This is a genomic window from Microcystis sp. MC19 (assembly GCF_003019735.1).
Taxonomy (GTDB): Bacteria; Cyanobacteriota; Cyanobacteriia; order Cyanobacteriales; family Microcystaceae; genus Microcystis.
Map to the genome: position 1 here is coordinate 699412 of NZ_CP020664.1, position 23137 is coordinate 722548.

The following is a 23137-nucleotide window of genomic DNA, read 5'->3' on the forward strand; positions in this document are numbered from 1 at the left end:
TAATAGATTCCTGCTAGACAGTGCCTTTAAATGGCCAAAGAATGATCGAGCATTGCTTGCTGACGTAAACAATTCCAGTAGGCTGCATAAAGATCCGTCTGTTGACCGCGCAGGGAAGCGATCGCAGGTGCGGCAGGAAAAGGCCAGAGACGATCAAAAACCACTTCTCGATGAGCCAGACGAAACTGTAGCAAGTAAACGGAAGCAGGAGCCTGTAAATTATCCAGTAATTGCGCTGCCAGCCGATGTAAAGACTTAAGACTCTCTCTTTCCAGACTAATCGGTTGACTGTAGGCGTTAGGGATCATACCCTCCCCGATCACCTCACCGTATTCTAAACCCTTAGATGTCACCGTGATGGGCAACCAAAGATCCCCAAAAGAAGAATCTCCCTGACTGGTTTTATAGTGCAGGGTATGGGCAACCCAAGCGCGTCTTTCCTCGATATCCCGACAAGCTTGATAAACTTTTTTACCAGGAAAATTCACCCAATTGGGTAATTGAATTGTTAAGGGACACCAGATTAAATTATTTTGGGCAGTTTTACCCGACTCCATTTTTGACCACAAAGAAGCCGTCCCCGTCACCTCCACCGCTAGGGATTTAGGAACCGCATTTTTTAAGGCAATCACCATCTTTTCGGTAACGGGCGATAGCCGAGACATCTGACCACTGGCTTGAGCTTCGGCATTAACGAGAATGATAACTTTGTCCATTTCTTCTTGTGGGTTGGGTGAACTTGAACGATCAGCGGTGAGGTTGGTTAAGAATGCGAACTGACTGGGGTTCAATGCTTCTGTAGTCGCCATGGCAAAAGCTATTTCTCTGGATTTTAGCGTATTATACAGGAGCGTAACTATTTTTTACGGATTTTTTCAACAACAAGCATCTTCGAGGCGGGATTTTTCTTCTCCCCCTCATCGAAAAAATGGGTCTGAAACCCCGCCCTTTAGCGATAGCGGAGGGCGGCTTTATACAAGTTAGTGAGAAACAATTAAACCGTTAGAACGACGAATTAACTGAATCTTGCTAACAGCTATCTGTCCCAATCGTTGACCATTGGTATCGCTTACAGATAGCTGTTTTTCGGTATCTCCACTGACATAACCAATTCCTTTGGGAGAAGAAACTAAATCTCCTTTACGGAACCCATGTCTTGTGGTAGAGCCACCATATTTACGTCGTTTACCACCCTTAGAAAAAACCATCAGGTGAAGTTGACGACGACTAACAGGAGGACGTTTGATGACAGCAAAGGGAGCGTTTGTTACTTTAACATAACCCTTCCAATCATATCCATGTCCATTAGAATTGTGAAATGGCCAATAATCTAAAAACTGAAAACAGGCAAGAGCAATTCCATCGTTAGCATGACTTTCTGGTGATTGTTCTGCTTTATTTTTAGACTTTTCTAGTCGCAAATACTTTCTGAGATTAGAGGTTTGCCAACCAAAGCGAGTATGGACTGTTGCCAATTGAGACAGTTGCTCAATCGCCCATTTTTGTCCAACCATAACCGGCGAGAAACCTTTTCCAGACTTAGCCCCTTTTCTACCAGAAGTTAAATCAACATCGGCTTTGATGTACTCAAAGTAAATATCGGTAATTGGATAGATTTTGGTTAGTTCGGAAACGACTCGAAGTTCAAGTTGACGATTAGCTTTGATTGAGGGAGCTAATTGGGAGCATCTCACCTTTGCAATGAGCATAAATACTTAGTGGAAAAATAGGCTTTTCGAGGGTAATTCTTGTTTTAATTCTCCATGTACGCAGTCTTTAAAAGCCTCTATTTCGTTCCAAGACACGATTAAGAGTGGCTTTTAGGCTAAGTATAATTACTTATCGCGTAAGTGAGATGCTCCCGAGCTAATTTTCCTTGTTTTCTATTTGAGAATCGTTTTTGTCGATGCGCTCTTAGATTAAAAGGAAGTTGGCGGTTAATCCGTCTTCCTCTACGTCCTCTTCGCATTAAGCACCGATTGTCCATCCGCTCTTTTACTCGTTTAAAAGGAAGTTCTAAGTGAGCCTTCCAAAGAGTAAAAAGAGAGGATTGAACGCCAATTCCAGAGAATAATTTACCTGGGTCAATACCAATAGCAATCGGTTGGGTTTTGTTATCGGAAGGTTCATCGGTTAGCTGGACATAGAAAATACCTAAGTCGTTGAATTTACCGATAGCTTTTCCTTCTTTAATCCACCGCCTGGCCCGACTGGGTTTAGTGGGCATCAACGGTTTTCCGTCTTTTGAGATAACAGGAACTCTTGCCATGGAGATAATCCTTAAGAGTGAAGTTAATGTCCCTTTCCGCAACACAATCAAGATGTCTTGTCTAACAACGCTTTACCAATAAAGCTGAGAGGGAATCCGAACTAGGGAAGCATTCGGAGGTCTGTGCCAGATTGTGTCTCGATGCGGTAGTCTCTACTTGCGTCGCCTAAATTGGTCTAGGCAAGCCCCGTCCCTTTTAGGGCGGGGTTAGTGACAGAATACCCTAAGTAATCAGTAGACCTCTTGCAAAAGTCTTAAGTCGATCCTTGTACAGCAACATTTTTGAAGATTATCAACTACTAATAAATAATTAACTGAAAGTCCCTCCCATTATTGTTTCTATCGTTTGTTTTCGGATTTATGCAAGAGGTCTAGTGATCACTGATTACTGATTACTCAAATCTGAATAACTGGTAACTAATCACTGAAATTACTCGTCTTCGGCGAAAATAAAGCGAGTTAGTTCACTAGGATCGGGTTCGGGGCTAGATTCGGCAAATTTAACCGCTGCCTCGATTTCAGCTTGAATTTTCTCCTCGATTTCTTTTAATTCTTCTCTCGTGGCCAGATCTCGCTCGTAGAGGTAGGCGGCAAAGCGCGTGATCGGATCCCTTTCGCCCCAGAATTGTTTCTCGTCAGCACTGCGTAACTCGTCGGGATCTGCCAAAGAGTGACCCCGGAAACGATAGGTTAAGGCTTCAATCAAAGTCGGCCCCTCACCGGCGCGGGCGCGGGCTACAGCCTCTCTGGCGGCGGCATGAACAGCGACCACATCCATACCGTCCACTTCCACACCGACCATACTAAAAACACTGGCTTTTTTATAGATTTCCGGTTGAGAAGTGGCTCGATCGTGGGCCATACCGATCGCCCACTTATTATTTTCCACCACATAGATAATCGGCAACTTCCAGAGGGCGGCCATATTCAGACACTCAAAAAACTGGCCATTATTACTCGCCCCATCGCCAAAGAAACAGACCGTTACCTGATCGGCACTGGCATCCCCCATAGCCTCGCGACGGTATTTACTTTGAAAAGCTGCCCCGGTAGCGACGGGAATCCCCTCGGCCACAAAAGCGTAACCCCCTAAAAGCTTATGTTCGGCGGAGAACATATGCATGGAGCCGCCCCGTCCTTTACTACAGCCGGTAGCTTTGCCGAATAACTCCGCCATTACCTCCTTAGCGGGAACTCCTGCACTGAGGGCGTGGACGTGATCGCGATAGGTGCTAGAAACGTAATCTTCTCCCTGACGCAAGGCCTTAATAATACCGCTAGATATCGCTTCTTGACCGTTGTAGAGGTGGACAAAACCGAACATTTTGCCCCGATAATACATTTCGGCACATTTATCTTCAAACATCCGCCCCAAAACCATATCTTCGTATAGGCGAAGACCTTCAGCTTTGGTAATAATGATGGAAGCAGGATTAAAGGTTGGTAAAGTACGTTCGGAAATCATAGGGTCTGTAGTATCATTTAGACAACAAAAAAGCAAGGGTAGAGGAAGCGGTAGATTTTTCGAGAATTCTGGCAGTGAATTTTTTAGGCTCAAACCAAGGGGTTCGAGTGGATTTTCTCTCTCAAATCTAACCTTAGTCAGTCAGAGATTGGCTAGGATAAGATGGTATCTTGTTATTTTACTCGCTCCGCTCTCACTTACATCACTTAATTCACTAAGGACTCTCCAGAGTTGAGGTACAGCTAACCGTGCGAATTCCTCTTGACTACTACAGGATATTGGGAATCCCTTTTCAGGTGAGTGCCGAGCAAATTGATTTGGCCCACGCCGATCGGGGACGGCAATTGCCACGTCAAGAATACAGTCAAACAGCGATCATCGCCCGTCAGCACTTGTTAGATGAAGCTTACCAAGTGTTAAGTGAGCCAGATCGCCGTCGTGATTACGATGCCCAATTTTTCGACCCCAATCCCTTGCTTCTCAACCCAGAAAGCAGCGCCGAAAACCTCGATTCTCAGGGTGGGGAGCTGGCTGCGGCTTCGCCGGAATATCCCACTCCCCAGATTACCATTGCCCCCGCCGATCTGGTGGGAGCTTTGCTCATCCTGCAAGAGTTGGGAGAATACGAGTTAGTGATTCGTTTGGCCGAAACTTATCTGGATTTGGAGCCAACTACTCGCCCAGACATGATCTTAACCTTGGCTTTGGCCTACGGGGAATTGAGTCGGGAATATTGGCAGGATAAAAATTATGAACAGGCCGCCAGCACTGCGGCCAAAGCCCTGACCTGGTTGGAACAAGAACAAATGTTCCCGCAAGTGGCCAGCGAGATTCGTCATGATTGCGATCGCCTGCGTCCCTACCGGATCCTGGAATTGTTATCCCAAGAAAAAAAACCCGGTCTTGCCCGTCAGCGCGGCTTAAATCTCTTGGAGGAGATGTTGGCCGCGCGCGGCGGTATCGATGGCCCCGGCGATGACCGCTCTGGGTTGGGGGTGGATAATTTTTTACGCTTTATTCAACAGTTACGGGTTTTTTTAACTCAGGCCGAACAGGAGAAAATCTGGGCAAAAGAGGCCCAACGCCCCTCGGCGGTGGGTAATTATCTGCTGGTCTATGCCTTGATCGCCCGCGGTTTCGCCCAAAAACAACCCGCCGCTATCGTTGCGGCCAGCCAGCGCCTGCAGCAATTACAAAAACATCAGGATGTCTCCCTTGAGCGCTCGATCTGCGCCCTGCTGCTCGGTCAAACCGAACAGGCAAGCACAATTTTAGAAAAAAGTCAAGAGCAGGAAATATTAAATTATATTAAGGAACAATCCGGGCAATCTCCCGATCTTTTACCCGGATTATGTCGTTATGGCGAGCGTTGGTTACAAACAGAAGTTTTCTGCCATTTTAGTGATTTAGTCGAGCAGAAAGCCTCACTCAAAGAGTATTTTGCCGAGGAAGACGTACAAAATTATTTAGAAGAATTGTCAGGTTTTCCTGACGAAAAAGTTCCCGTGTCGGTTCAGGAAAAGGTTGGCGAACCTTTAGAATCGGAAGTAACTGTTCTCAAAACCCACACCCCCCCCACCCATTTAAACCCAGTGCCAGGAGCGACACCGATGAGGGAATCTGCTTATTCGTCTTCCCACTCTCGTCCCCAAAAACCGTCTTTAGCTAGAGTTAACGGTGAGCGGACAAGCACTGCTGTATCTGCCCTGAGAGCCAACCCTCAGCCGGAAACTCTCACCCCCTATACTCAGGGTACTGTGGTGGTGACGGCAGCCCATCATCCACCGGCAGTTAATCCCCCCCGTCGTCGTCCCCGTCGCCCGCACCCCCCAGCGGCGGGCAACTCCCAGCAAGCGGCCCCAGAAACGGTAAAAACCGCCCTAGTCCCACCGAAACGCAGACGACCGGCCCGCAGAAAGCTACGACTCGATCGAGTGGCGATATTGGCAGTAGGATTAGTGGGAACGCTGGCGGTTTTGTCCCTGGGGGTGAAGGCAATTGTCGATAGTCAATCCCCTTTGGCAGCCTTGCAAGGGGAACAGTTACCGATTTCTCTGCATACTCCCATACTGGAAATTCCCTCAGCCAACGCAGAAGTGATCGAAGGGACTCCCTTGGGCAAGGGAACAGCTAAGGAGACGATTCAAGCTTGGTTAGTGGCAAAATCGGCAGCTTTTGGCAGTGAACACCAAAAAGAGCAATTGCAAGAGGTTTTAACGGGTTCGGCCTTAGAAATTTGGCAAAAACGGGCGGCGGCTCTACAGAGAAATAACTATTGGCGCTACGATCATCAGGTGGATGTGCGATCGGTTACTAATAATGCCAAAAATCCTAATCTAGCGACGGTGGAAGCTATAGTCAACGAAAAGGCCATGTATTTCTATAATGGCAAGGAAATTGTCGAGCGTTCCTATAATGAGTCCTTGAAGGTGCGCTATGATTTGGTACGGCAAGGAGATAAGTGGTTAATCGCAAAAACCCAAGTTTTACCCTAATTTTTCCCGATTAAATCCCCCAAAAAACCTCGGAATTATGAATTATGAATTATGAATTCGGAAGTGGGGAGATGGGAGATGGGAGCAGGGAGAAAAAAGCTGATCCCTGATTACTGATCACTGATCACTAAATTCCGACTGCCCCAAACCAAGACTTTGTACCTCACCATTAAGATAACTTCTATATCTTTAGACTGATAAATGCTCGATTTGCTTAATATTTTTTAACATAAAATACGCCCTTTGATTGCTGTAATTAGTTCTCTAGAAGTCAAGCTAATGAGTTATGATCGTGGATAGGAATTCATAGTTCTTAGAGGAAAAAAGCGGGGCGATCTCAATTTTTTGCCCAGCCACAGGATCATGATTTTGATGTTTTAAAAATCTCGCATAAGTCTTTAAGAACTTTTAAAATCAGCATTCACACAGGAGGGATATTATGACAGGTAAGAGTAAACGCGGTTTTGCCTCTATGGATCAAGCTAAACAACGGGAAATCGCTAGTAAAGGCGGTAAAGCTGCTCATCAAAAAGGTACAGCCCACGAATTTACCTCCGAAGAAGCCCGGGAAGCGGGACGAAAAGGCGGGGAAGCGGTTAGCCGAGATCGCGCCCACATGGCGGCTATTGGACGGGAAGGGGGCAAAAATTCCCACAAAGGCAGTGGCAAAAACACAAACTCTGGCGAAAATTCCCCAGCCAACGAGTCTGTAGGTGAAAATTCCTCAGATTTTAGCAACTCGGAAGCAAATAGTTGACTTTGGTTGACTTTTTCTCGGACTAACAGGGTGTTGGGGTTTTGGGATATTAGGGACTTGCGTGGGAATAATATCCCAATTGATCGGGGGGCGCAAGCTTTGCGCCCCTACAGTAACGGATTTTGTCCACAATGTAGGGGCGAACTGCGTTCGCCCAAAAGGTACATTATCAAAGCGCAAGTCCCTTAGTGGAATTTCCCCATTTCCCCATTTCTCTATCGCCAATAAATACTTAGGGTTCGATACTGACAATCCAAGTACCAACGTAGAGACGGACGGGAATATTGCCGGAGGCAGTCACATCACAGGTAAAGTAATAAGTGCCTAATTCGGGATTTCTGACATTAGACATGACGATTTCAACTTTGCTGGTCGGATCGATCGCTTGTTGGGGGACAATTTGAATAACGCGACCATCCTTATCCCAAACCACTTCCTTTAAAGGCAAAGATTTACCGTTGATGCGTACCTGAATTTTATTGGTGTCAAACTGGCCGTTAAAATAATCGGGATAGGAAATAAAAAAAGCCGAAGCCCCTTGGGAGAGTTTTTTCGCAGGGATATAGAGTTTATAACGATCCATTTGGCGGGGACGACCACCGAATTGCAAGAAATAATCTAAGATATCCTTGCGATCGACTCCGCTAAAAATTGTTAGGCCGGGGTTGCCATTGGCTAAAGTTATTTTTGGTAAAATAATCCCCGCACCCACCGCTAAGGATAGAGCAATCAAAGCGGGTGCTTTAGCATATTTAATTACTTTTGTCAAGACTTTTAACATAAATTTTAACCCAAAGTGAGGGGGATGGTGACGGCCGCAAGGAGCCTAATACAGTTCAACTGTAACAAAACTCGCTCGTTTCTTACCTAGACCTTTGCCAGTCCGATAAGTGTCTTTCAGTAAACTGCCTCGACCCGCTGCGAGCGATTGTCTGATAGTTTCTTCCGCCAAATAATCCTAAAAGTGTCGCCCAGTAAGCATTTTACTATAGCTTTTTTCAGTCTGCTGAGGTACAAAATTTCTGGGTTTTAGGCAAAGGGGAAGAAAAATAGCTGTACCTCACTAGCTTAGGAAACGCTATATATAAGTACCTAAGCAAAATTAATTACACATCCAAATCGTCAGCAGTTACTCCGTCAGCTTTTTGCTGTGATCAGTAAACAGTGAACTAAAAACTCAAATCTGATCCCGTCTCCTGTCTCCTGTCTCCTGTCTCGACTGGGAAATTAATTTTGCACGACTACTTATTTAGGGTTTCCGGCAAAAAGTTTAAAGAAGATTTAATCGCACTGGTGGGAGTCGAGATTTTGTTTCCATTCAACTAATTTCTAAGCGCGAGTAGAGAGGCAACTAATAATACTCAATAAAACGCAGCAGTATTGTCGTTTCCATTCAATTAATTTCTAAGCGCGAGTAGAGACTAAAATTATAGGGTAAGGTCTAAGACGATTCTGTTACAAATGTTTCCATTCAATTAATTTCTAACTGCGAGTAGAGAGTAGGGTTAATTCATGAATTAACCCTACAAATGTTTCCATTCAATTAATTTCTAAGCGCGAGTAGAGAGTTCATTAAGAAAAAACACAAACATATTAGGAGTACAGTTTCCATTCAATTAATTTCTAAGTGCGAGTAGAGAGAAAAGCCTCTAAATACCGGTTCGCCCTCGACCTTATCTTTCCATTCAACTAATTTCTAAGCGTAAGCAGAGAGTCGGGCAGTTGAAAACTTGAAGTCGGGAGAATCCATTTGTTTCCATTCAACTAATTTCTTCAGTGAGTATAGAGATGGGGTTAATGTAACATTACTATAAATATCTTGTCAAGTTTCTATTCAATCATCCTATAAAGTCGCCCTAAAAGGGCGAGGCTTTAAACCCAATTTTTCGGTAAATCAGCCATATAAACCGCCAAAATCTCCAGACTGTGGTAGATCGAGGGATTTTACCAGAAACCGAGGTTGTCTGCTCCCAACACTATCCAAAGCTAATAATAATCATATAAAAAAATCTATACCACCAGAAACTTAGACAGGATCAGCTTTTGAAGCTTTTTAAAAAAAATCTTCAAAATATCGTGTTATCTCTAGCGGTTCCTAGGGCATATTGAATATAGTGGGAACATCGGTCAGCAAGGAGTTGAGGCGTTTATGGCCCTGGGATACTGGCAAGCGAAAATCTGGGGATTACTACACGATCCCGTCTTCAAGGCCCTACATAGCAACTCAGGACGCGGTGATAACAGCTTCTGGAGAGATTTAGAAGTAATGAAGTTGTGGGGAAAACATAACCCCGAAGAATCGACTAAAAAAATTCTCAAACAAATCAAACTAGCTGACTATATCACCTCAGCCAGCGATCGATCGGCGATCGGTAGTTTAACCCAATTCGTTAACTACGATCAACAAACAGGTCTAGAATTGCGTCACCTCCTCTCCGGAGAACCCTTAAATCTCAAATTAGCCGACGCAAATCACCAACAAATTGCTTCTAACCGCACAGATTACTTAAAAGAACAGGAAAAACGACTATTTAACCAAATTCCCGCCAGATTACGCACAGGAATCTTAGAAAACGAAGCTAAAGAACTATTTTGGTGGTTATGGCGCTGTCTTCCCCAAGCAGCGGCGAAATTACTCGATGACGAAAATCTGCTCCTAATGCCCGCCGAAACCAGAATACCGGACGGATCGATCTGGAGTCATGCTAGTTTAACGGCGGCCATTGCCGGGACTCTAGCGGGATATGATCTCACCTCCGAGGATGTGGTCAATAATTGGCCGACGGGAAAACAATTATCCCACCCTTATCTCGTTAGTTTTACCTTTTCCCCAGTCCAAGAACTAATCAAAGCCAGCCGCAAAATGGGCGATTTTTGGGCAGGTTCTTGGATTCTGCACTATTTATCTGCTCAAGTCTGCTGGCAACTCGCCCAACAATACGGCCCCGATAGTTTGATCTATCCCTCTCTCTACGCACAACCCTTAATCGATCAATGGTTATTAGAAAAATACGCCGATTTTAGCTCCTGGATCGACCCACCGGGCGATCGACAATTACTAACCGCCGGATTTCCCAACATTATTATCCTCCTCTTGCCCAAAGATAAAGTCGCGGCGGCTATGCAAACCGCCAAATCTAGCCTATTAAAACAATGGAAAGAAATTAGTCGGCAAGTTTTCGAGAAATTGGCAAAACGTCACTGGATGCCCAAATTAAAAGAAAATAGTCGTACCTGGGACAGTTGGTTAAATGCCCAATGGCAAACCTATTATGTGGGGGTTCCCATCGGTAGAGAAGACCAACCCCTCATCAGTGGCGAAATTTACAAAGAAAACGAAAATATCGACGAAAATCAAGCCGAAGCCCCAGAAAAAGCGCAAAGCTGGCCAGATAAACAAAACGAACTTTATAATCTCTACGATCAAAAAGCTCTATTTTTAGAAAAAGAGCAGGAATTTCTGCAAAAAGCCGGAGAATTAGCTCATCAGAAGTGGAAAAGACCTCCTTTTAGTTCAAATGTTGGTTCTTGGTGGAGTAGTGCTGTCGAGCAAAACCTTTCTGCCCTTGCTGCCGTCAAAAATGCCCGCGATTGGCAGATTCCCACCGCTTTCGGTCCCCGTTCCACCATTTCTGGACTCGGACCCGTCGTCCATCCCGATGGTGACAACGATTGGATTAGCGAAAAAGCAAGCAAAGAATACTGGAAACGAAATGCCGGATTATTCGATGGGATCGAACAACTCAACGCCACCGAAACCGTTAAACGCGGATTACACCTAATCCTGCCAAAACTCTTAAAAAATAGCGACCAAGAGCGTCTAGATGCCGCTTATCCCGATTTAACCGTGGGAGTCGCCGGTTATCTCAAAACAGGTGGTGATCTCGACCATTTCCATCGAGTTTGTGGCACCATCTCCCGTAGGCTAAGAAAAGACGGTAAAAATATTCCCTCAGCACTTACCCAACCCTGGGGAATCCCCTACATTGACGATCACATCGAACCGGAATATAAACGTTATCACCCTCGATTTCTTAATGCGGGATGGTTAGTAGAAGAACTAGAGATTGCCGATGAAGAAGTGGCTAATTATCGCCATCAATTAAGCCAATTAATTGACCAAAACTATCCCAACAATAACCCGGCTGATTGGTATGTTATCGCCGCAGGAGATGGTGACGGAATGGGGGAATGGTTAAAAGGCCAAGAAATGAAACCCTATCGAGAATATATCGCTAAGTCACTTCATCAATACGCCGATCATCCCCCGACCGAAACCGATACCCTAGAAAAAGAAGTACAAAAAGCTTTTGGCGATTTTGTCACCCTCAATAAACCCATGGGGCCATCTACCCATAGCGCCCTCAGTCGCGCCCTTTTAGACTTCTCTAATCAACTCGTTCCCTACCTCACCGAACAACGCTATGCAGGACGCTTAATCTATGGTGGCGGTGATGATGTTCTCGCCTATACTAATCTCTGGGAATGGGATAAATGGTTATGGGATATCCGCCAATGTTTTAAGGGAGAAAAAGACCCCCATGGCGAATTTAATAACGCTGGTGACTATTGGCAATGGCAAGGCGAAAAACCTCCCGAAAATCTCGCCAAACGTCCCCTATTTACTATGGGAAAGCGGGCGACTATCAGTTTCGGTATTGTCATCGCTCATCATTCTGTCCCCCTCGCTATCGCCCTAGAAAATCTCTGGGAAGCTGAGAAAAAAGCCAAGGAACACGCCTATAAAGGCTTTGACGGCAAAAAAGTCAAAAAAGATGCCGTACAAGTGCGCGTTCTCTACGGTAACGGTAAAGTCCTAAAATCTACGGCTAAGTTTGATGTTTTCCCTCTCTGGCAAAAACTTTTGGCCAGTAATTCCGATGCCAGTTTATTCGAGGCAGTGGCCGGCCTTTGGCAACAGCATCCTGTACCAATGATAGAAGCGATCGAGGTTTGGGTCAAGGCCTTCTCTAGCCGTCGGGAAAATCTAACAACAGACAACAGAGAAGCTTTTCAAAAAGACCTAAGCAACTTTCTCAAACATCTTTGGTTAACCACGGAAAATGATCCTAATGATCTTAATGAAGCCGTGCGTAGCTGGATGAAATTAGCGGCTTTTATGACTCGAAAAAGAGAGATTAAGATCGGAGGTTCCATTTAATGTATTGGTACACAATCACTCCCCTAGATGTTCTTCTCCTACGCGATGCCAAACCCTTTAGCCCCGGAGAAAGAACCTGGGCCGGAAATACATTTCCCCCCAACGGTCACACGATCGCCGGTGCTTTAAGTGCTTTACTAGATCGCTCTAAAAATAGCTATTTTAAAATCACCGGTCCATTCCTATCCTTTGCCGGAGATACTTTATATCTACCCCGTCCTTTAGGATTCGCCAATTCTGACCCATTAATTCCTATTTCTTGGAGTGATAATTTAACTATTTCAAAAAACCATATATTTTGGGATCGATCGAAACCTGCCCCCTTAGCTAAGGCTAAACCTCACAAAAATTGCCAAAATCGAGAAAATCAAGAGGAAGAAGAGAACGAAAGTAAATATCGTCAGTATCTACCTTGTGAAGTTATTCTCGATTATTTAAAAACAGGAGCGATCGACCCTTGCCAATGGTTAGTAAAACACAAAGGAGAAGATAAACCCTGGCAAGAAGAAATTCGTTCCCATAATGCCATGAAACCGGGAAGTAAACAGGTAGAAGATGCCGATGGATACTTTGTGGAAAAAGCGATCCGAATGCTACCCGGTTGGAGTATAGCGATCGGAATTGATGTTGATATTCTCACTCCCACAACTTTGCGGTTAGGAGGAGAAGGACACCGAGTTATACTGGAAAAATGCGATAATTTAGGTCAACAATGGCAAAAATTAAAACAAAAATCCGAGGAGAACTTTAAACAAATAAATAAAGCGATCGCCTATCTCGTTACCCCTGGTATTTTTGAACGCCGTCACGATAATAATCAAGCCATTTGTCACTCTTGGCCCTGGGAATGGAAACTCGCCCATACTGTTAATAGTAATCAGAAACCGGGCAATCTAGTCAGTGTCGCAACCGATCGAGCTATTCCGATCAGTTGCCGCATTCAATCAAAAGAAAATATTAGCATTCCCGCCCCCCAAGTCTTCGCCGCCCCCCCGGGTAGTCAATACTATTTAAATCAACCCGATCGCCTATTTCAAGATCGGCCCGATAGCCCCGAATATCACCAACGCTGGCGCAAATTAGGCTACTCGGAATTACTTTGGATCAACTATAAAGGAGAATGATTAATCATGAACTTAATTCACTTTTATCTACTTTCTCCCCTACACACCGGAGGCATGACTCAAGAAGGCAATCTAGTGGGTATTGCTCGTGAATCCCATACCACTTTACCATATATTCCCTCCAGTACAATTCGCGGGAAAATCCGTTCTTTAGCTACCGAAGAAACCCTAAAATTTAAGTTATTCGGTAATGAAATCGATAAAGGTGCAGAAAACTTGGAACAGGGAGACATCTGGATAGGAGATGGCTCGATTCTCTGGTTGCCCATCTCTTCTCTAAGTCACGGTGTCGTCTGGATCACTTCGCCTTTACTTCTCCGTCGTTGGACAAGATTAACTAATCCTCGTCTGACAATTCCCCCCGAATATAGCTGTAGTTTTAAAAGAGCTAACAGGAACGTCTATCTCAAGGATGCCATTCTCAAGGATAATGATCTAAAAGACTGGTCAACTTGGTCAAGTTTTATTCCCCAAAACTCTGTCAGCAGTGGCATTAATCAAGTCTTAGTATTACCGGATCAGCATTGCACGACTCTCATTCAAATGAGTTTATGGCGACAAGTTAAAATTAAATTAGATGAGCATAAATCCGTCGATGGTGGACTTCGTTATGAAGAAGCTATTCCCCCCGACACCTTAATGTATTTTCCTTGGGGTGTCACCTCTCAAGCTAATCAAACCAAACAAAAATCACAAGCTGATTTTAAACGGTTATTAGCAAATAATGACATTATTCAAATCGGTGGGCAGGAAAGTTTAGGACGCGGTTTTGTGCAACAATTGTAGAGGTAATTTATGACTGATAATCTTGCCCTAGCTAAATGGTCAGTGGTCGATTATCATCGCATGATTGCGGCGGGAATTTTAATCGATCGGCGTGTAGAATTACTGAATGGAGATATTCTCGAAATGAGTCCAGAAGGCCCTTTACACAAAGATAGTGGAGAAGGATTAGCCCACTTTCTCCGTCAACGTCTCAAGGATAAAGCATGGGTAAGAGAAGTTGGACCCATTACCCTAGAAAACTCGGAACCTGAACCGGATATTGCTGTAGTTTTTCCCCCTCGTTCTCGCTATCGAGATCATCATCCCTATGCCGATGAAATTTTTTGGTTAATCGAAATTTCTGACTTAACTCTCAGTAAAGACTTAACAGAAAAAAAACGCATCTATGCCCAAGCTGGTATTGCAGAATATTGGGTAGTTGCCATCAAAAATCGAGAGATTTATGTTTTCCGTCAACCGATAAATTCTGATTATCAATATCAAGAAAAATTTACTACAGGAACTTTATCTGCCGCCGCATTTCCCGATATTTTCATTTCTCTTGATGACCTTTGGTCAGGGAATATTTTTTAACTTTTGGAGCCAAAATAACCGTGACATTCGACCCTAGAACGATTAGCAATCCCGTGTTCAATGCTTTACAAGAATTATATTTAAATACTGGTGATGATAGTCGCCGCAAAGAACAAAAAAAACAAGCTCTTGAACTTTATACCTATCTTTCGACTTGGGGAATGATGCGCCTAAAAGCTGAGGAAACTACCCTCAATCAAGAAGGAAAAAAAGAGGTCGTTAAAAAGTATTTTCAATGCCTAGAAGAGTTATCTCAAATAAATAATCTTTCTAATTCTCAAGGATTAACTACTCTCAAAGATTTATCTACCGATGATTATCTGGGTCTAACGGGTTTAGGCTTGGAAATCGCCCAAGAATTTAGCTTCTGGGCTAACGCCATCTATTCCGATGTGGAAAGTGGGGACTAACTCAGGTAAATTGTCACCACAGTTTTTATCATTCATTCAACCAGAAAGGAAATTATAATTATGTCCCATAGCCCCTTACCACCCCCTAATCGCCCTCAAAAACCCACCCTAAAAAATCAAGCTATAAAACCCACAAATAACCACCAGCCCCCCCAACAGCCTCCTAGGGGTGGCGGCGGCAATAATAACGGCGGTGGCGGCAATAACAATCCTCCTCAACCCTCACCGTGGTTAAACCCCGAAAACCAACCTCAACCCGACCAATCAGCCAGTTTTGTCGAATATCTCCGTTGGATGCGCGCTGCCGACTATCCACACAAAGATGCGACTAAAACCCAAATTCTGCAAAAAGCCCAAGAAAATGCTAACTACACTCAGCGTCTTGAGCAACTCAATCAACGTACCCAACTGTTAGCGAGAGACGGAATCGCTTTTCCAGTCAAATCCACTTGGCGTATTCGTGTCGGTGGTCATCGCGGACCGGAAAGTATTCTTTTACCTGCCTTTGATGCCCTCGGAATGCCCTATATTCCATCTAGTACATTGCGGGGTGTTGCCAGAACCCAAGCCATCCGAGAAATCATGGCGGCAAATAATCTGGAATGGAAAGACGCGGAAAAAGAAATCGCTGCCTATTTCGGTGATATAAACGCCAAAGAGGAAAAAAATAAAACGGGTAAAGTTATCTTTTTCGATGCCTATCCTTTACCTTCTAAAAACGGGGGGTTAGAAATTGACATGGCTAATAATATTTGGTCATGGAAAGATGATTATACGCAATATTCTCCTAACCCTAATGCTTTTTTCTCTCTCAAAGAACCAATTTTTTTAATTGGTTTACGTCTAGCTAGTAACTGTGAGGATAAAAAGATACTTGAACAGGTAAGACAATGGCTTAATAAAGGGCTACAGCTTGGTATAGGTTCACAGGTAAATAGTGGTTACGGTGAATTAAAGCCAATTGATGATAATATTCATCCTGATAATAATAAAAATGACAACGATTCGAGTTTTTATCGATTAAATTTCGAGCTAGAAGGTCAATTAATTCATGGTTATCAACGATTCACCCAATGGCAATGGAATCACCGACGCAATGAATGGCAAATGCGGAGCGCACCCGTTGCAGAAGTTCGTCCGACAGCCTTTAAATCGATGCTGCGATACTGGTTTCGTGTTTTGGCATCTGGAGTTTTACCTATTAACGAAGTTCAAAAGATTGAAGCTGAATTATTTGGAGGTATTAATCCTAAAAAATACGGTTATCTACAAGTGAATATTCTTGAGGGTAAAGTTACCCAAAAAGAACCTCGAACCAATGCTCAGGGTAAAAATGATCCTTGTGGTGAACAACGGGTAACTTTAGTCTTATCTTTATCTTCTGAAACCCCAAAAGATAAACAAGAAGATGTTAAAAAATTAGCTAAATATTTGCTTTGGTTTTTAGCTGATATGGGTGGTATTGGTCAAGGTGCAAGACGACCTAATTATTCTCGCAAAACTCGTGAATACGCCCCCTGGTTTCGTGGCTCTACATTGTATATTGACAGTGAAGAAGATTTTTGGACAATTGCCAAGGATGTGCAGGGTTTTAAACAACAATTTCAGCAAAGATTACGAGATTTTTATGGTATTTTGGATAAAATTAGTGAAACCAATATCAATACTAATAATCTCAGAACAGTAGATCAAGTTTCACAAAATCAATGGATTGATGCGGCCGATAGTAATTGTCAAATTTTTGTCTGTGCAGGAAATGAACAAGGAGGTAAACCCCATGCTTTAGCGATTCTTCACAGTGATACTTTGAAAATTACCGGTAAAAATGGTCAAAGAGAATATGATGGTAATCTCTGTGGTAAAGTCAGTGGTGGAGCTAAACCTTCTCCCGTGTGGATTGCTGATTTAGGAAATTACCAGATAGTTACTGTATTCGGTGCTAATCTGAATCCCCGTCAAGAGTTTATTAGGCAATTAAGAAGTAATACAAGTCCTCAAAATTTTGCTCAAATATTCCCTTTATAATCTCATAAAATTAATTTTAGTCGCAACGATCGGAACCAGAGATTTAATGTTTCAAGTCACCACTGGTGACTGGTATAATATTGGCGATGATCGTATGAAAGGTTATATTCTCGGAGAACAGATAGAAGTGGTGTCTGATTTAGCTCTGACCGAAAAATCATCTTTTCGAGAAATATCCCAATACCTTTGGGAAAATGTTCAATATTATGGCAATCAAGTAAAACCTGTGATTCTGGGTAAGCTTTTGGAAGATAAAATCAATGATCTCGAAAAAGTTTATTTAGTAGTAACTGATCAAAATGAAACAGTAAAAGAAAGAGAAAAATATAGTCTTTACTCAGGAGAATTAATCAAGTATTGACTAAATAAATTAAATTCTGATTTGGTAGTAAATATTTTCTCTATAGGTAGAAATGATGAAAACCCTTCTAACTTCGAGGAAATGTTCCGTTGGTGGCAACAAGTATGGAAAGAAAATATAAAACCTCAAACCGATCAACCCATTTTATTGTGCTTAAAAGGTGGGGTGGGGCAAACTTCAGAAGCGTGGAGAATTTCGGGATTGAGTTCTTATGGAAACGATATTAAATTCTATGAATTTATTCCCACTCCTCATGACAAGAAAAAGGGAATTTCTTCAGATTACACAGTCCCTTTTTTAGGGACTAACTATCTTTGGGATCGCACTCGACAACAAGCCCTACAATTATTAGAACTCTATGATTATGCTGGTCTTCAGGACTTAGTTAAACCTTACTATGAACAAAATAAACAAAAATGGAAAGAAACCTATGCTCTAATTAAATCTGGAGTAAGCTGGAATCAAGGACAATTTGAAGATTTTTTCAATCCGCTTCTTTTAGTTTCAATAATCAACAAAAAGAGCAGCATCAACAATATTGGTCGATGGCCTATCAACAAGCTTATACCGCAGTAGTTAGACTAAAACAAACAAATACAACCGAGGCTATGCTTCACAGGTTTAGAGCTGTAGAAGGCTTAATTTATGAATACTTAAGGTATGAGTTTAAAGAGCATATAATTGAATCTAAATATACTTATTCATCTTGACAATCATCTATGTTGAATAAATATCCTGCTTTTAAAGAACTTTTTGTTAATAATGGCAATCCTGTCCCTGAAATTAAGCTAGATAGTCCTACTCAACAGAGATTAATAGAGAAGTATATTGCTCTCACTTCTCCCCAGGCAAACTTTAAGGATTTAAAAGCTTGGGGTTCTGAAGAATTGCGTAATCTTAGAAATCGATTATCTCATAAATTAGGAGGTATTAGTGAGAAGGAATTATATCAAGCTTGGGGAAAAGATACTTACAATCAAAAAGACTGGGAAAAGCAAATTTTAAATTGTCTCAATCTAATCACAGAAAATAAATTTAATTATTTATGGCAAGGAAGTTTATTTGCTTCTATTCATGAGAGAGTCAGAATAGCTATCAAAAATTATAATGTTGTTTAAAGTACAAAATGCAATTAGCACCTACAATAATATTACCGCAACCATGGTTTGGGCGCATTGCGTGCGCCCAAAATGTCCTATAGATATTTCGACTAAATTGAGATGCACCCCGGATGCTGCCGATAAATGGCCTTCTTATCCCAAATCCGTTTATTAAAGACTGATTATTTATTCCTCTTGTTGCCTTTTGCCTGTCCTGATATGTAGCCTATAATCAACGGATTTAGTATTATTCTTTGTGTGATCAGTTTAACTTATGTAGAACCGATCAATCTTTCTGTCCTTTGTGTCTTTGTGGTTCGTTACAGTCGCTCGCTGGCAGGGATGTATCTTAGAATACATTTTCCCCACCAAACCCAAGAGAGCCGATAAATTAGCCAGTCAAAAGACTATTTAAAAATCCAACTCGTCTAACCCCGATTGTGGAGGAGAAAAGCGACTGCGAGGAGATTTTTTTGACTTTCTGAAAAAAGCGGGAATAATTGCAGCGATAAAAAATCCCATTGCCAAAGAAAAAGCCAATAAAATGCCTATGGGTACTTTAATTGACTCAAATTGTAGAAACTTTAAAGAAACCGGTTGGATATTTTGAATAGCAAAAACTGCCATAGTCATAATCCAACCACCGACAATAGCACTAGCTAAAAAATTACTAATTGTATTCATGCTTGTCCTCGCCATGTTTGTAGAAGATTTTTTAAGGTTTTGTCGGCTAATTTCCCGGTTAGCTCCCTATTAATAAGTACCTAAGCAAAATTAATTACACATATCTAACCACCTCTTGCCTCTTGCCTCTTGCCTTTTGCCTATCTTCACTAGGAAATTAATTTTGCACGACTACTTACTATTTTTCTTTATTCGTGGTCTTCACCCCCAGCTATCGATTATTTACATCTTTCTTAACATAAAATTTGACAAAAAGAGAAAAATGTGCAAGATGGCTCAAATAGTTTTAACATCAGCACCTTTTCTAGCGAAAAAACCCCCAAGAGAAGCAATCATTCTCGCCGCTGAAGGTTGAAAATAGGGTGAATTCCCCAAATCAGATGTGGCACTGGTGGCGGCTAGATTTGCCGAAATATATGGTATAATTGTTCTAGATGCCCAGCCAAGTTTTCCACAATACTGATTAATCTTTTCTTTCTTCTGGTGTCCCCTAGCTCTGCATACTGTAATTCTTGGGCTGCCCATTTCTCCATTTTTTTGCTTACCCCAACCTTGATTCCTTCTTTCAAAACTATACCTATCAATCGGTTTCCCTTTTTTTAAGTTTCTTCTCTTTTTGTTAAGAAAGATCTGACTAATGGATAGCTTATTAAGGGGGCAGGGGGGATCGAACCCAAAATCCATCTTCAATTTAATTATAACCAGCTACTTAACCGCTCCGTATGACTGCCGTTCCGCTTACCGCGGCAGCCACAACAGCCGCAGCCACTTCTACTTCAACGGCCGTTTTCGGGTGGTGTCCGGTGTCGGGGGGACTCTGTAACCCTTTTCCTCTTTTTTCCCTTTCTTTCCCGCCCTTAGGCGCGTCCATTTTGTAGGGGCGAACTGCGTTCGCCCGCCAGCAATAATTGTGCCACCAGCAATAATCCGGTTCATCAGGGTATTTGGGTTTTTTTGGGGCGGTTTTTGGGGATTTGGGTGCTCGCAGTTCGATAAACTCACTGACCACGGTGCGCCCCTACGTCATCAAATGGATTAAGTAGGTAGGCACAATTATTTGTAGGATGGGTTAGCGGTAGCGTAACCCATGCGGGCGTTGGGTTTTATGCTTCAACCCAACCTATGTTCATTTTATATTTAATTCCACCCACCTACTTATCAGCTACTCTTTATAATTAAGCTTATTGCTTAGGTTGACACCAAAGTCACAAATAGGAGATGCACCCCTTGCCGCTCCTATTAGTCTCTGTTTATTGAGAAATAATTAAAAGATAGAGTTTCTCATAAAGATAAGGTATGCCTTGATCGGTCATCGTCTGGGAGTCTCGGAGTCTCCCCAAAACGAAAACTTCCTAATCTCACCATTAGGATAACTGCTGTAATAAACTGACTAACTTATCTCTGACGGAACTGTGCGTGTATTCGTCTTCAGGGTGAGGTTTTTGATTGGGTTGTTGAAAATAGGGACGTTCTCCGTATAATTGTCCCCATTTCACATCGACTCGGTGTACTAATTCATAGAGGAATTCTTGATTGTCTAAAATTTCTTCTAGGATTAACCGTAAAGCGTGAACGGGATTATCTAAATTTTGACTGACTTTTGTTAATTCTTCATCGACGATAAGCTGTAAAATTATCTGCAAAGCTCCCGAAGAATCCCCTAAATTAGCGGCAATAAATTGTTTAATCTCTGTGGTAACTTGCACCAATTTGGGGACGGGAGATTCCCCTTTGAGGAAATCCGCCCCCTCTTGAGCGATAAAATCTGCTAGGGTAAACTCGCGCCTTTCGATGATATCTTGGGAAAAATCCGGTTCTTCAGGGGTCATAAACTAAAAAGATTAGCGATAATAGACTCTAAGACTTATTGTGACATTTTTAGGAATATCTATGGGCATCGATCGCAGAGAGTTTCAGCACCGTCGTCAGCAGGTAATGGAAAAAATCGGCCATGGAACCGCAATTTTTCGCAGTGCGCCCATGGCGGTCATGCATAATGACGTAGAATACACCTATCGTCAGGATAGTGACTTTTTTTACCTGACAGGATTTAATGAACCGGAGGCGGTGGCGGTTTTAGCACCCCATCACCCCGAACATCAGTTTATCCTGTTCGTGCAGCCAAAAGACCCCGAAAAAGAAACCTGGACCGGCTATCTCCACGGTGTGGAAGGAGCAAAGGAGATTTTTGCTGCTGATGAGGCCTATTCTATCCAAGAATTGGACGAAAAATTACCCCAATATCTCGAAAAAGCCGAACGAATTTATTATCATCTCGGACGGGACAAAACTTTTAATACAAATGTTCTCCATCACTGGCAAAAATTAATCGCCACTTTTCCCCGTCGCGGCACCGGACCGACTGCTTTAGAGGATACTAATTTTATTCTCCATCCTTTGCGCTTACTGAAAACCGAGGCCGAATTGGACAATATTCGCCAAGCAACTGCTATTTCAGCACAGGCACATAATCGGGCCAGAGAATTTACCAAAGTTGGTCACTATGAGTATCAAATTCAAGCGGAAATCGAGCATACTTTTCGCCTAGAAGGGGGTATGGGTCCGGCTTATCCTTCTATTGTTGCTAGTGGTGCTAATGCCTGTATTCTGCACTATATCAACAATAATCGCCAAGTACAAGAAAATGAGCTTTTGTTAATTGATGCTGGTTGTGCCTACAATTACTATAACGGTGATATTACCCGCACTTTTCCCGTTAATGGTAAATTTACCCCCGAACAAAAAATTATCTATGAAATTGTTCTGGAAGCGCAATTAAAGGCGATTGACGTGGTAAAAACTGGTAATCCTTATAATCTTTTTCATGACACAGCCGTCAGAACAATTGTGGAGGGATTAGTAGATTTAGGGCTATTGGTCGGCGATATTGATGAGATAATTAAAGAGGAAAAATATAAGCCTTTTTATATGCACAGAACCGGCCATTGGTTAGGATTAGATGTCCATGATGCGGGAGGTTATAAAGTTAACGAAGAAACTTGGCAAACTTTGCAACCCGGTCATGTTTTAACCGTGGAACCTGGTATTTATATCGCCCCCGATATTAAACCGGCTGAAGGACAGCCGGAAGTCCCAGAAAAATGGCGAGGTATCGGTATCCGTATCGAAGATGATGTGTTAGTTACTGCCACAGGAAATGAGGTTTTAACTGCAACGGTTCCTAAAAAAGTTGAGGATATCGAATCTTAAGTAAAAAGCTAGGTGTTAAAAATTGTCAGTTCCCCCCTAACCCTAGGGTTGATTCATGGTAGGGTTGATTCATGGTAGGGTTGATTCATGAATCAACCCTACCCCCCTTAAGGAGATTCAGTTAAGTTTTTTCTAGAGATTATTATGGTTGCTACCCAACAAAAAATATATACCTTTACAGAATATTTAAATTATCGGGACTGCACAGATAATAAATACGAATTATTTGACGGAGAATTAATTTTCATGCCTCCCGCTAGTGGCTTTCATGCTTTGATACTTAGATATATATTTAAGCTGTTAGAAAGGGAAATAGAGAGGCTACAATTAGACTGGCAAGTTATGCCCGCTACGGTGGGAATTCGCACCGATAAAGCTAAATCGAGAATCCCAGACTTAATGATTTTAACTGCCGAACAATGTCAAGAGATTAGAAATATGACCACAGCAGTGATTGAATTTCCTCCCCTCTTAGTTGTAGAAATTGTTAGCCCCAGTAATGCCGATGATGACTACCGTTATAAACGTTCAGAATATGCGGTAAGAGGCATTCCTGAATACTGGATTATCGATCCTATGTCCCTAAAAATATCAGTTTTAACCCTGATTTCGGGATTTTATGAACTGGCAGAATTTAATCAGGAAGATAGGATAATATCGGTGACATTTCCCGATTTAAAATTAACTCCTCAAATGGTCTTTGAATAGTAAAATCTC

19 protein-coding genes and 3 pseudogenes are annotated in these 23137 nt (G+C 42.6%); 13 read left to right on the forward strand and 9 right to left on the reverse strand.

Annotated elements, in window-relative coordinates; all coding sequences use genetic code 11:
* Positions 1 to 26 precede the first annotated feature (26 nt).
* From B5D77_RS03560 to pdhA, 4 genes and pseudogenes are all read right to left on the reverse strand, one after another.
* Complete coding sequence (locus B5D77_RS03560) at positions 27 to 809, reverse strand: hypothetical protein (RefSeq protein WP_008200478.1); 783 nt, start codon at positions 807 to 809, stop codon at positions 27 to 29.
* Positions 810 to 980: 171 nt separating this feature from the next.
* Positions 981 to 1679, reverse strand: a pseudogene (locus B5D77_RS03565) (RRXRR domain-containing protein); the annotation flags it as partial.
* A gap of 191 nt (positions 1680 to 1870) precedes the next feature.
* Positions 1871 to 2269, reverse strand: a pseudogene (locus B5D77_RS03570) (RRXRR domain-containing protein); the annotation flags it as partial.
* A gap of 430 nt (positions 2270 to 2699) precedes the next feature.
* Entirely contained in the window at positions 2700 to 3734 is a 1035-nt protein-coding gene (gene pdhA / locus B5D77_RS03575) for a pyruvate dehydrogenase (acetyl-transferring) E1 component subunit alpha (protein ID WP_008200476.1), read from the reverse strand.
* 248 nt (positions 3735 to 3982) lie between these two features.
* On the opposite strand from pdhA, the gene B5D77_RS03580 reads away from it, so the two are divergent.
* Positions 3983 to 6229, forward strand: coding sequence for an IMS domain-containing protein (locus B5D77_RS03580; protein WP_106908297.1), 2247 nt, complete (start codon positions 3983 to 3985; stop codon positions 6227 to 6229).
* 439 nt (positions 6230 to 6668) lie between these two features.
* Entirely contained in the window at positions 6669 to 6986 is a 318-nt protein-coding gene (locus tag B5D77_RS03585; RefSeq protein ID WP_008200471.1) for a KGG domain-containing protein, read from the forward strand.
* A 232-nt stretch (positions 6987 to 7218) separates the two neighbouring features.
* On the opposite strand, the gene B5D77_RS03590 is transcribed toward B5D77_RS03585, so the two are convergent.
* Positions 7219 to 7767 (reverse strand): DUF2808 domain-containing protein, encoded by a 549-nt coding sequence (locus B5D77_RS03590; RefSeq protein ID WP_008200470.1) that lies wholly within the window; start codon positions 7765 to 7767, stop codon positions 7219 to 7221.
* 1368 nt (positions 7768 to 9135) lie between these two features.
* Between B5D77_RS03590 and cas10 the strand changes: the two genes are divergently transcribed.
* The 9 genes from cas10 to B5D77_RS26905 all read left to right on the forward strand — a co-directional run bounded on the left by cas10 (position 9136) and on the right by B5D77_RS26905 (position 18544).
* Positions 9136 to 12147, forward strand: coding sequence for a type III-B CRISPR-associated protein Cas10/Cmr2 (gene cas10 / locus B5D77_RS03595; RefSeq protein ID WP_106908298.1), 3012 nt, complete (start codon positions 9136 to 9138; stop codon positions 12145 to 12147).
* Positions 12147 to 13271, forward strand: coding sequence for a type III-B CRISPR module-associated Cmr3 family protein (locus B5D77_RS03600; RefSeq protein ID WP_106908299.1), 1125 nt, complete (start codon positions 12147 to 12149; stop codon positions 13269 to 13271). The genes cas10 and B5D77_RS03600 overlap by 1 nt, the downstream gene beginning before the upstream one ends.
* Before the next feature lie 6 nt (positions 13272 to 13277).
* A complete protein-coding gene (gene cmr4 / locus B5D77_RS03605; protein ID WP_008200464.1) occupies positions 13278 to 14057 on the forward strand; it encodes a type III-B CRISPR module RAMP protein Cmr4 in 780 nt (259 codons plus the stop codon).
* Positions 14058 to 14066: 9 nt separating this feature from the next.
* On the forward strand, positions 14067 to 14630 hold the full coding sequence (locus tag B5D77_RS03610; RefSeq protein WP_008200462.1) for a Uma2 family endonuclease: 564 nt from the start codon (positions 14067 to 14069) through the stop codon (positions 14628 to 14630).
* Positions 14631 to 14650: 20 nt separating this feature from the next.
* Entirely contained in the window at positions 14651 to 15040 is a 390-nt protein-coding gene (locus tag B5D77_RS03615) for a hypothetical protein (protein WP_008200459.1), read from the forward strand.
* 60 nt (positions 15041 to 15100) lie between these two features.
* The gene (cmr6, locus tag B5D77_RS03620) at positions 15101 to 17065 is read left to right on the forward strand and encodes a type III-B CRISPR module RAMP protein Cmr6 (RefSeq protein ID WP_106908300.1); all 1965 of its coding nucleotides are present in this window, start codon (positions 15101 to 15103) and stop codon (positions 17063 to 17065) included.
* A 46-nt stretch (positions 17066 to 17111) separates the two neighbouring features.
* A complete protein-coding gene (locus B5D77_RS26895) occupies positions 17112 to 17426 on the forward strand; it encodes a hypothetical protein (protein ID WP_008200455.1) in 315 nt (104 codons plus the stop codon).
* A 21-nt stretch (positions 17427 to 17447) separates the two neighbouring features.
* Entirely contained in the window at positions 17448 to 18002 is a 555-nt protein-coding gene (locus tag B5D77_RS26900) for a hypothetical protein (RefSeq protein ID WP_232306167.1), read from the forward strand.
* A 143-nt stretch (positions 18003 to 18145) separates the two neighbouring features.
* The gene (locus B5D77_RS26905) at positions 18146 to 18544 is read left to right on the forward strand and encodes a hypothetical protein (RefSeq protein WP_254053030.1); all 399 of its coding nucleotides are present in this window, start codon (positions 18146 to 18148) and stop codon (positions 18542 to 18544) included.
* Positions 18545 to 18937: 393 nt separating this feature from the next.
* Here B5D77_RS26905 and B5D77_RS03630 read toward each other — a convergent pair whose 3' ends face one another.
* The 4 genes and pseudogenes from B5D77_RS03630 to B5D77_RS03640 all read right to left on the reverse strand — a co-directional run bounded on the left by B5D77_RS03630 (position 18938) and on the right by B5D77_RS03640 (position 21039).
* Positions 18938 to 19210: a lipopolysaccharide assembly protein LapA domain-containing protein gene (locus tag B5D77_RS03630; protein ID WP_008200446.1), complete on the reverse strand. Its 273-nt coding sequence runs from the start codon at positions 19208 to 19210 to the stop codon at positions 18938 to 18940.
* A 345-nt stretch (positions 19211 to 19555) separates the two neighbouring features.
* Positions 19556 to 19743 (reverse strand): annotated as a pseudogene (locus B5D77_RS03635) (transposase DNA-binding-containing protein); the annotation flags it as partial.
* Positions 19744 to 19919: 176 nt separating this feature from the next.
* A complete protein-coding gene (locus B5D77_RS25670) occupies positions 19920 to 20081 on the reverse strand; it encodes a hypothetical protein (protein WP_159036938.1) in 162 nt (53 codons plus the stop codon).
* A 493-nt stretch (positions 20082 to 20574) separates the two neighbouring features.
* The gene (locus B5D77_RS03640) at positions 20575 to 21039 is read right to left on the reverse strand and encodes a hypothetical protein (protein ID WP_008200442.1); all 465 of its coding nucleotides are present in this window, start codon (positions 21037 to 21039) and stop codon (positions 20575 to 20577) included.
* Positions 21040 to 21100: 61 nt separating this feature from the next.
* Between B5D77_RS03640 and B5D77_RS03645 the strand changes: the two genes are divergently transcribed.
* Together B5D77_RS03645 and B5D77_RS03650 are read left to right on the forward strand one after the other, a co-directional pair.
* Entirely contained in the window at positions 21101 to 22420 is a 1320-nt protein-coding gene (locus B5D77_RS03645) for an aminopeptidase P N-terminal domain-containing protein (RefSeq protein WP_008200439.1), read from the forward strand.
* Between the two features lie 144 nt (positions 22421 to 22564).
* The gene (locus B5D77_RS03650; protein WP_008200438.1) at positions 22565 to 23128 is read left to right on the forward strand and encodes a Uma2 family endonuclease; all 564 of its coding nucleotides are present in this window, start codon (positions 22565 to 22567) and stop codon (positions 23126 to 23128) included.
* Positions 23129 to 23137 lie beyond the last annotated feature (9 nt).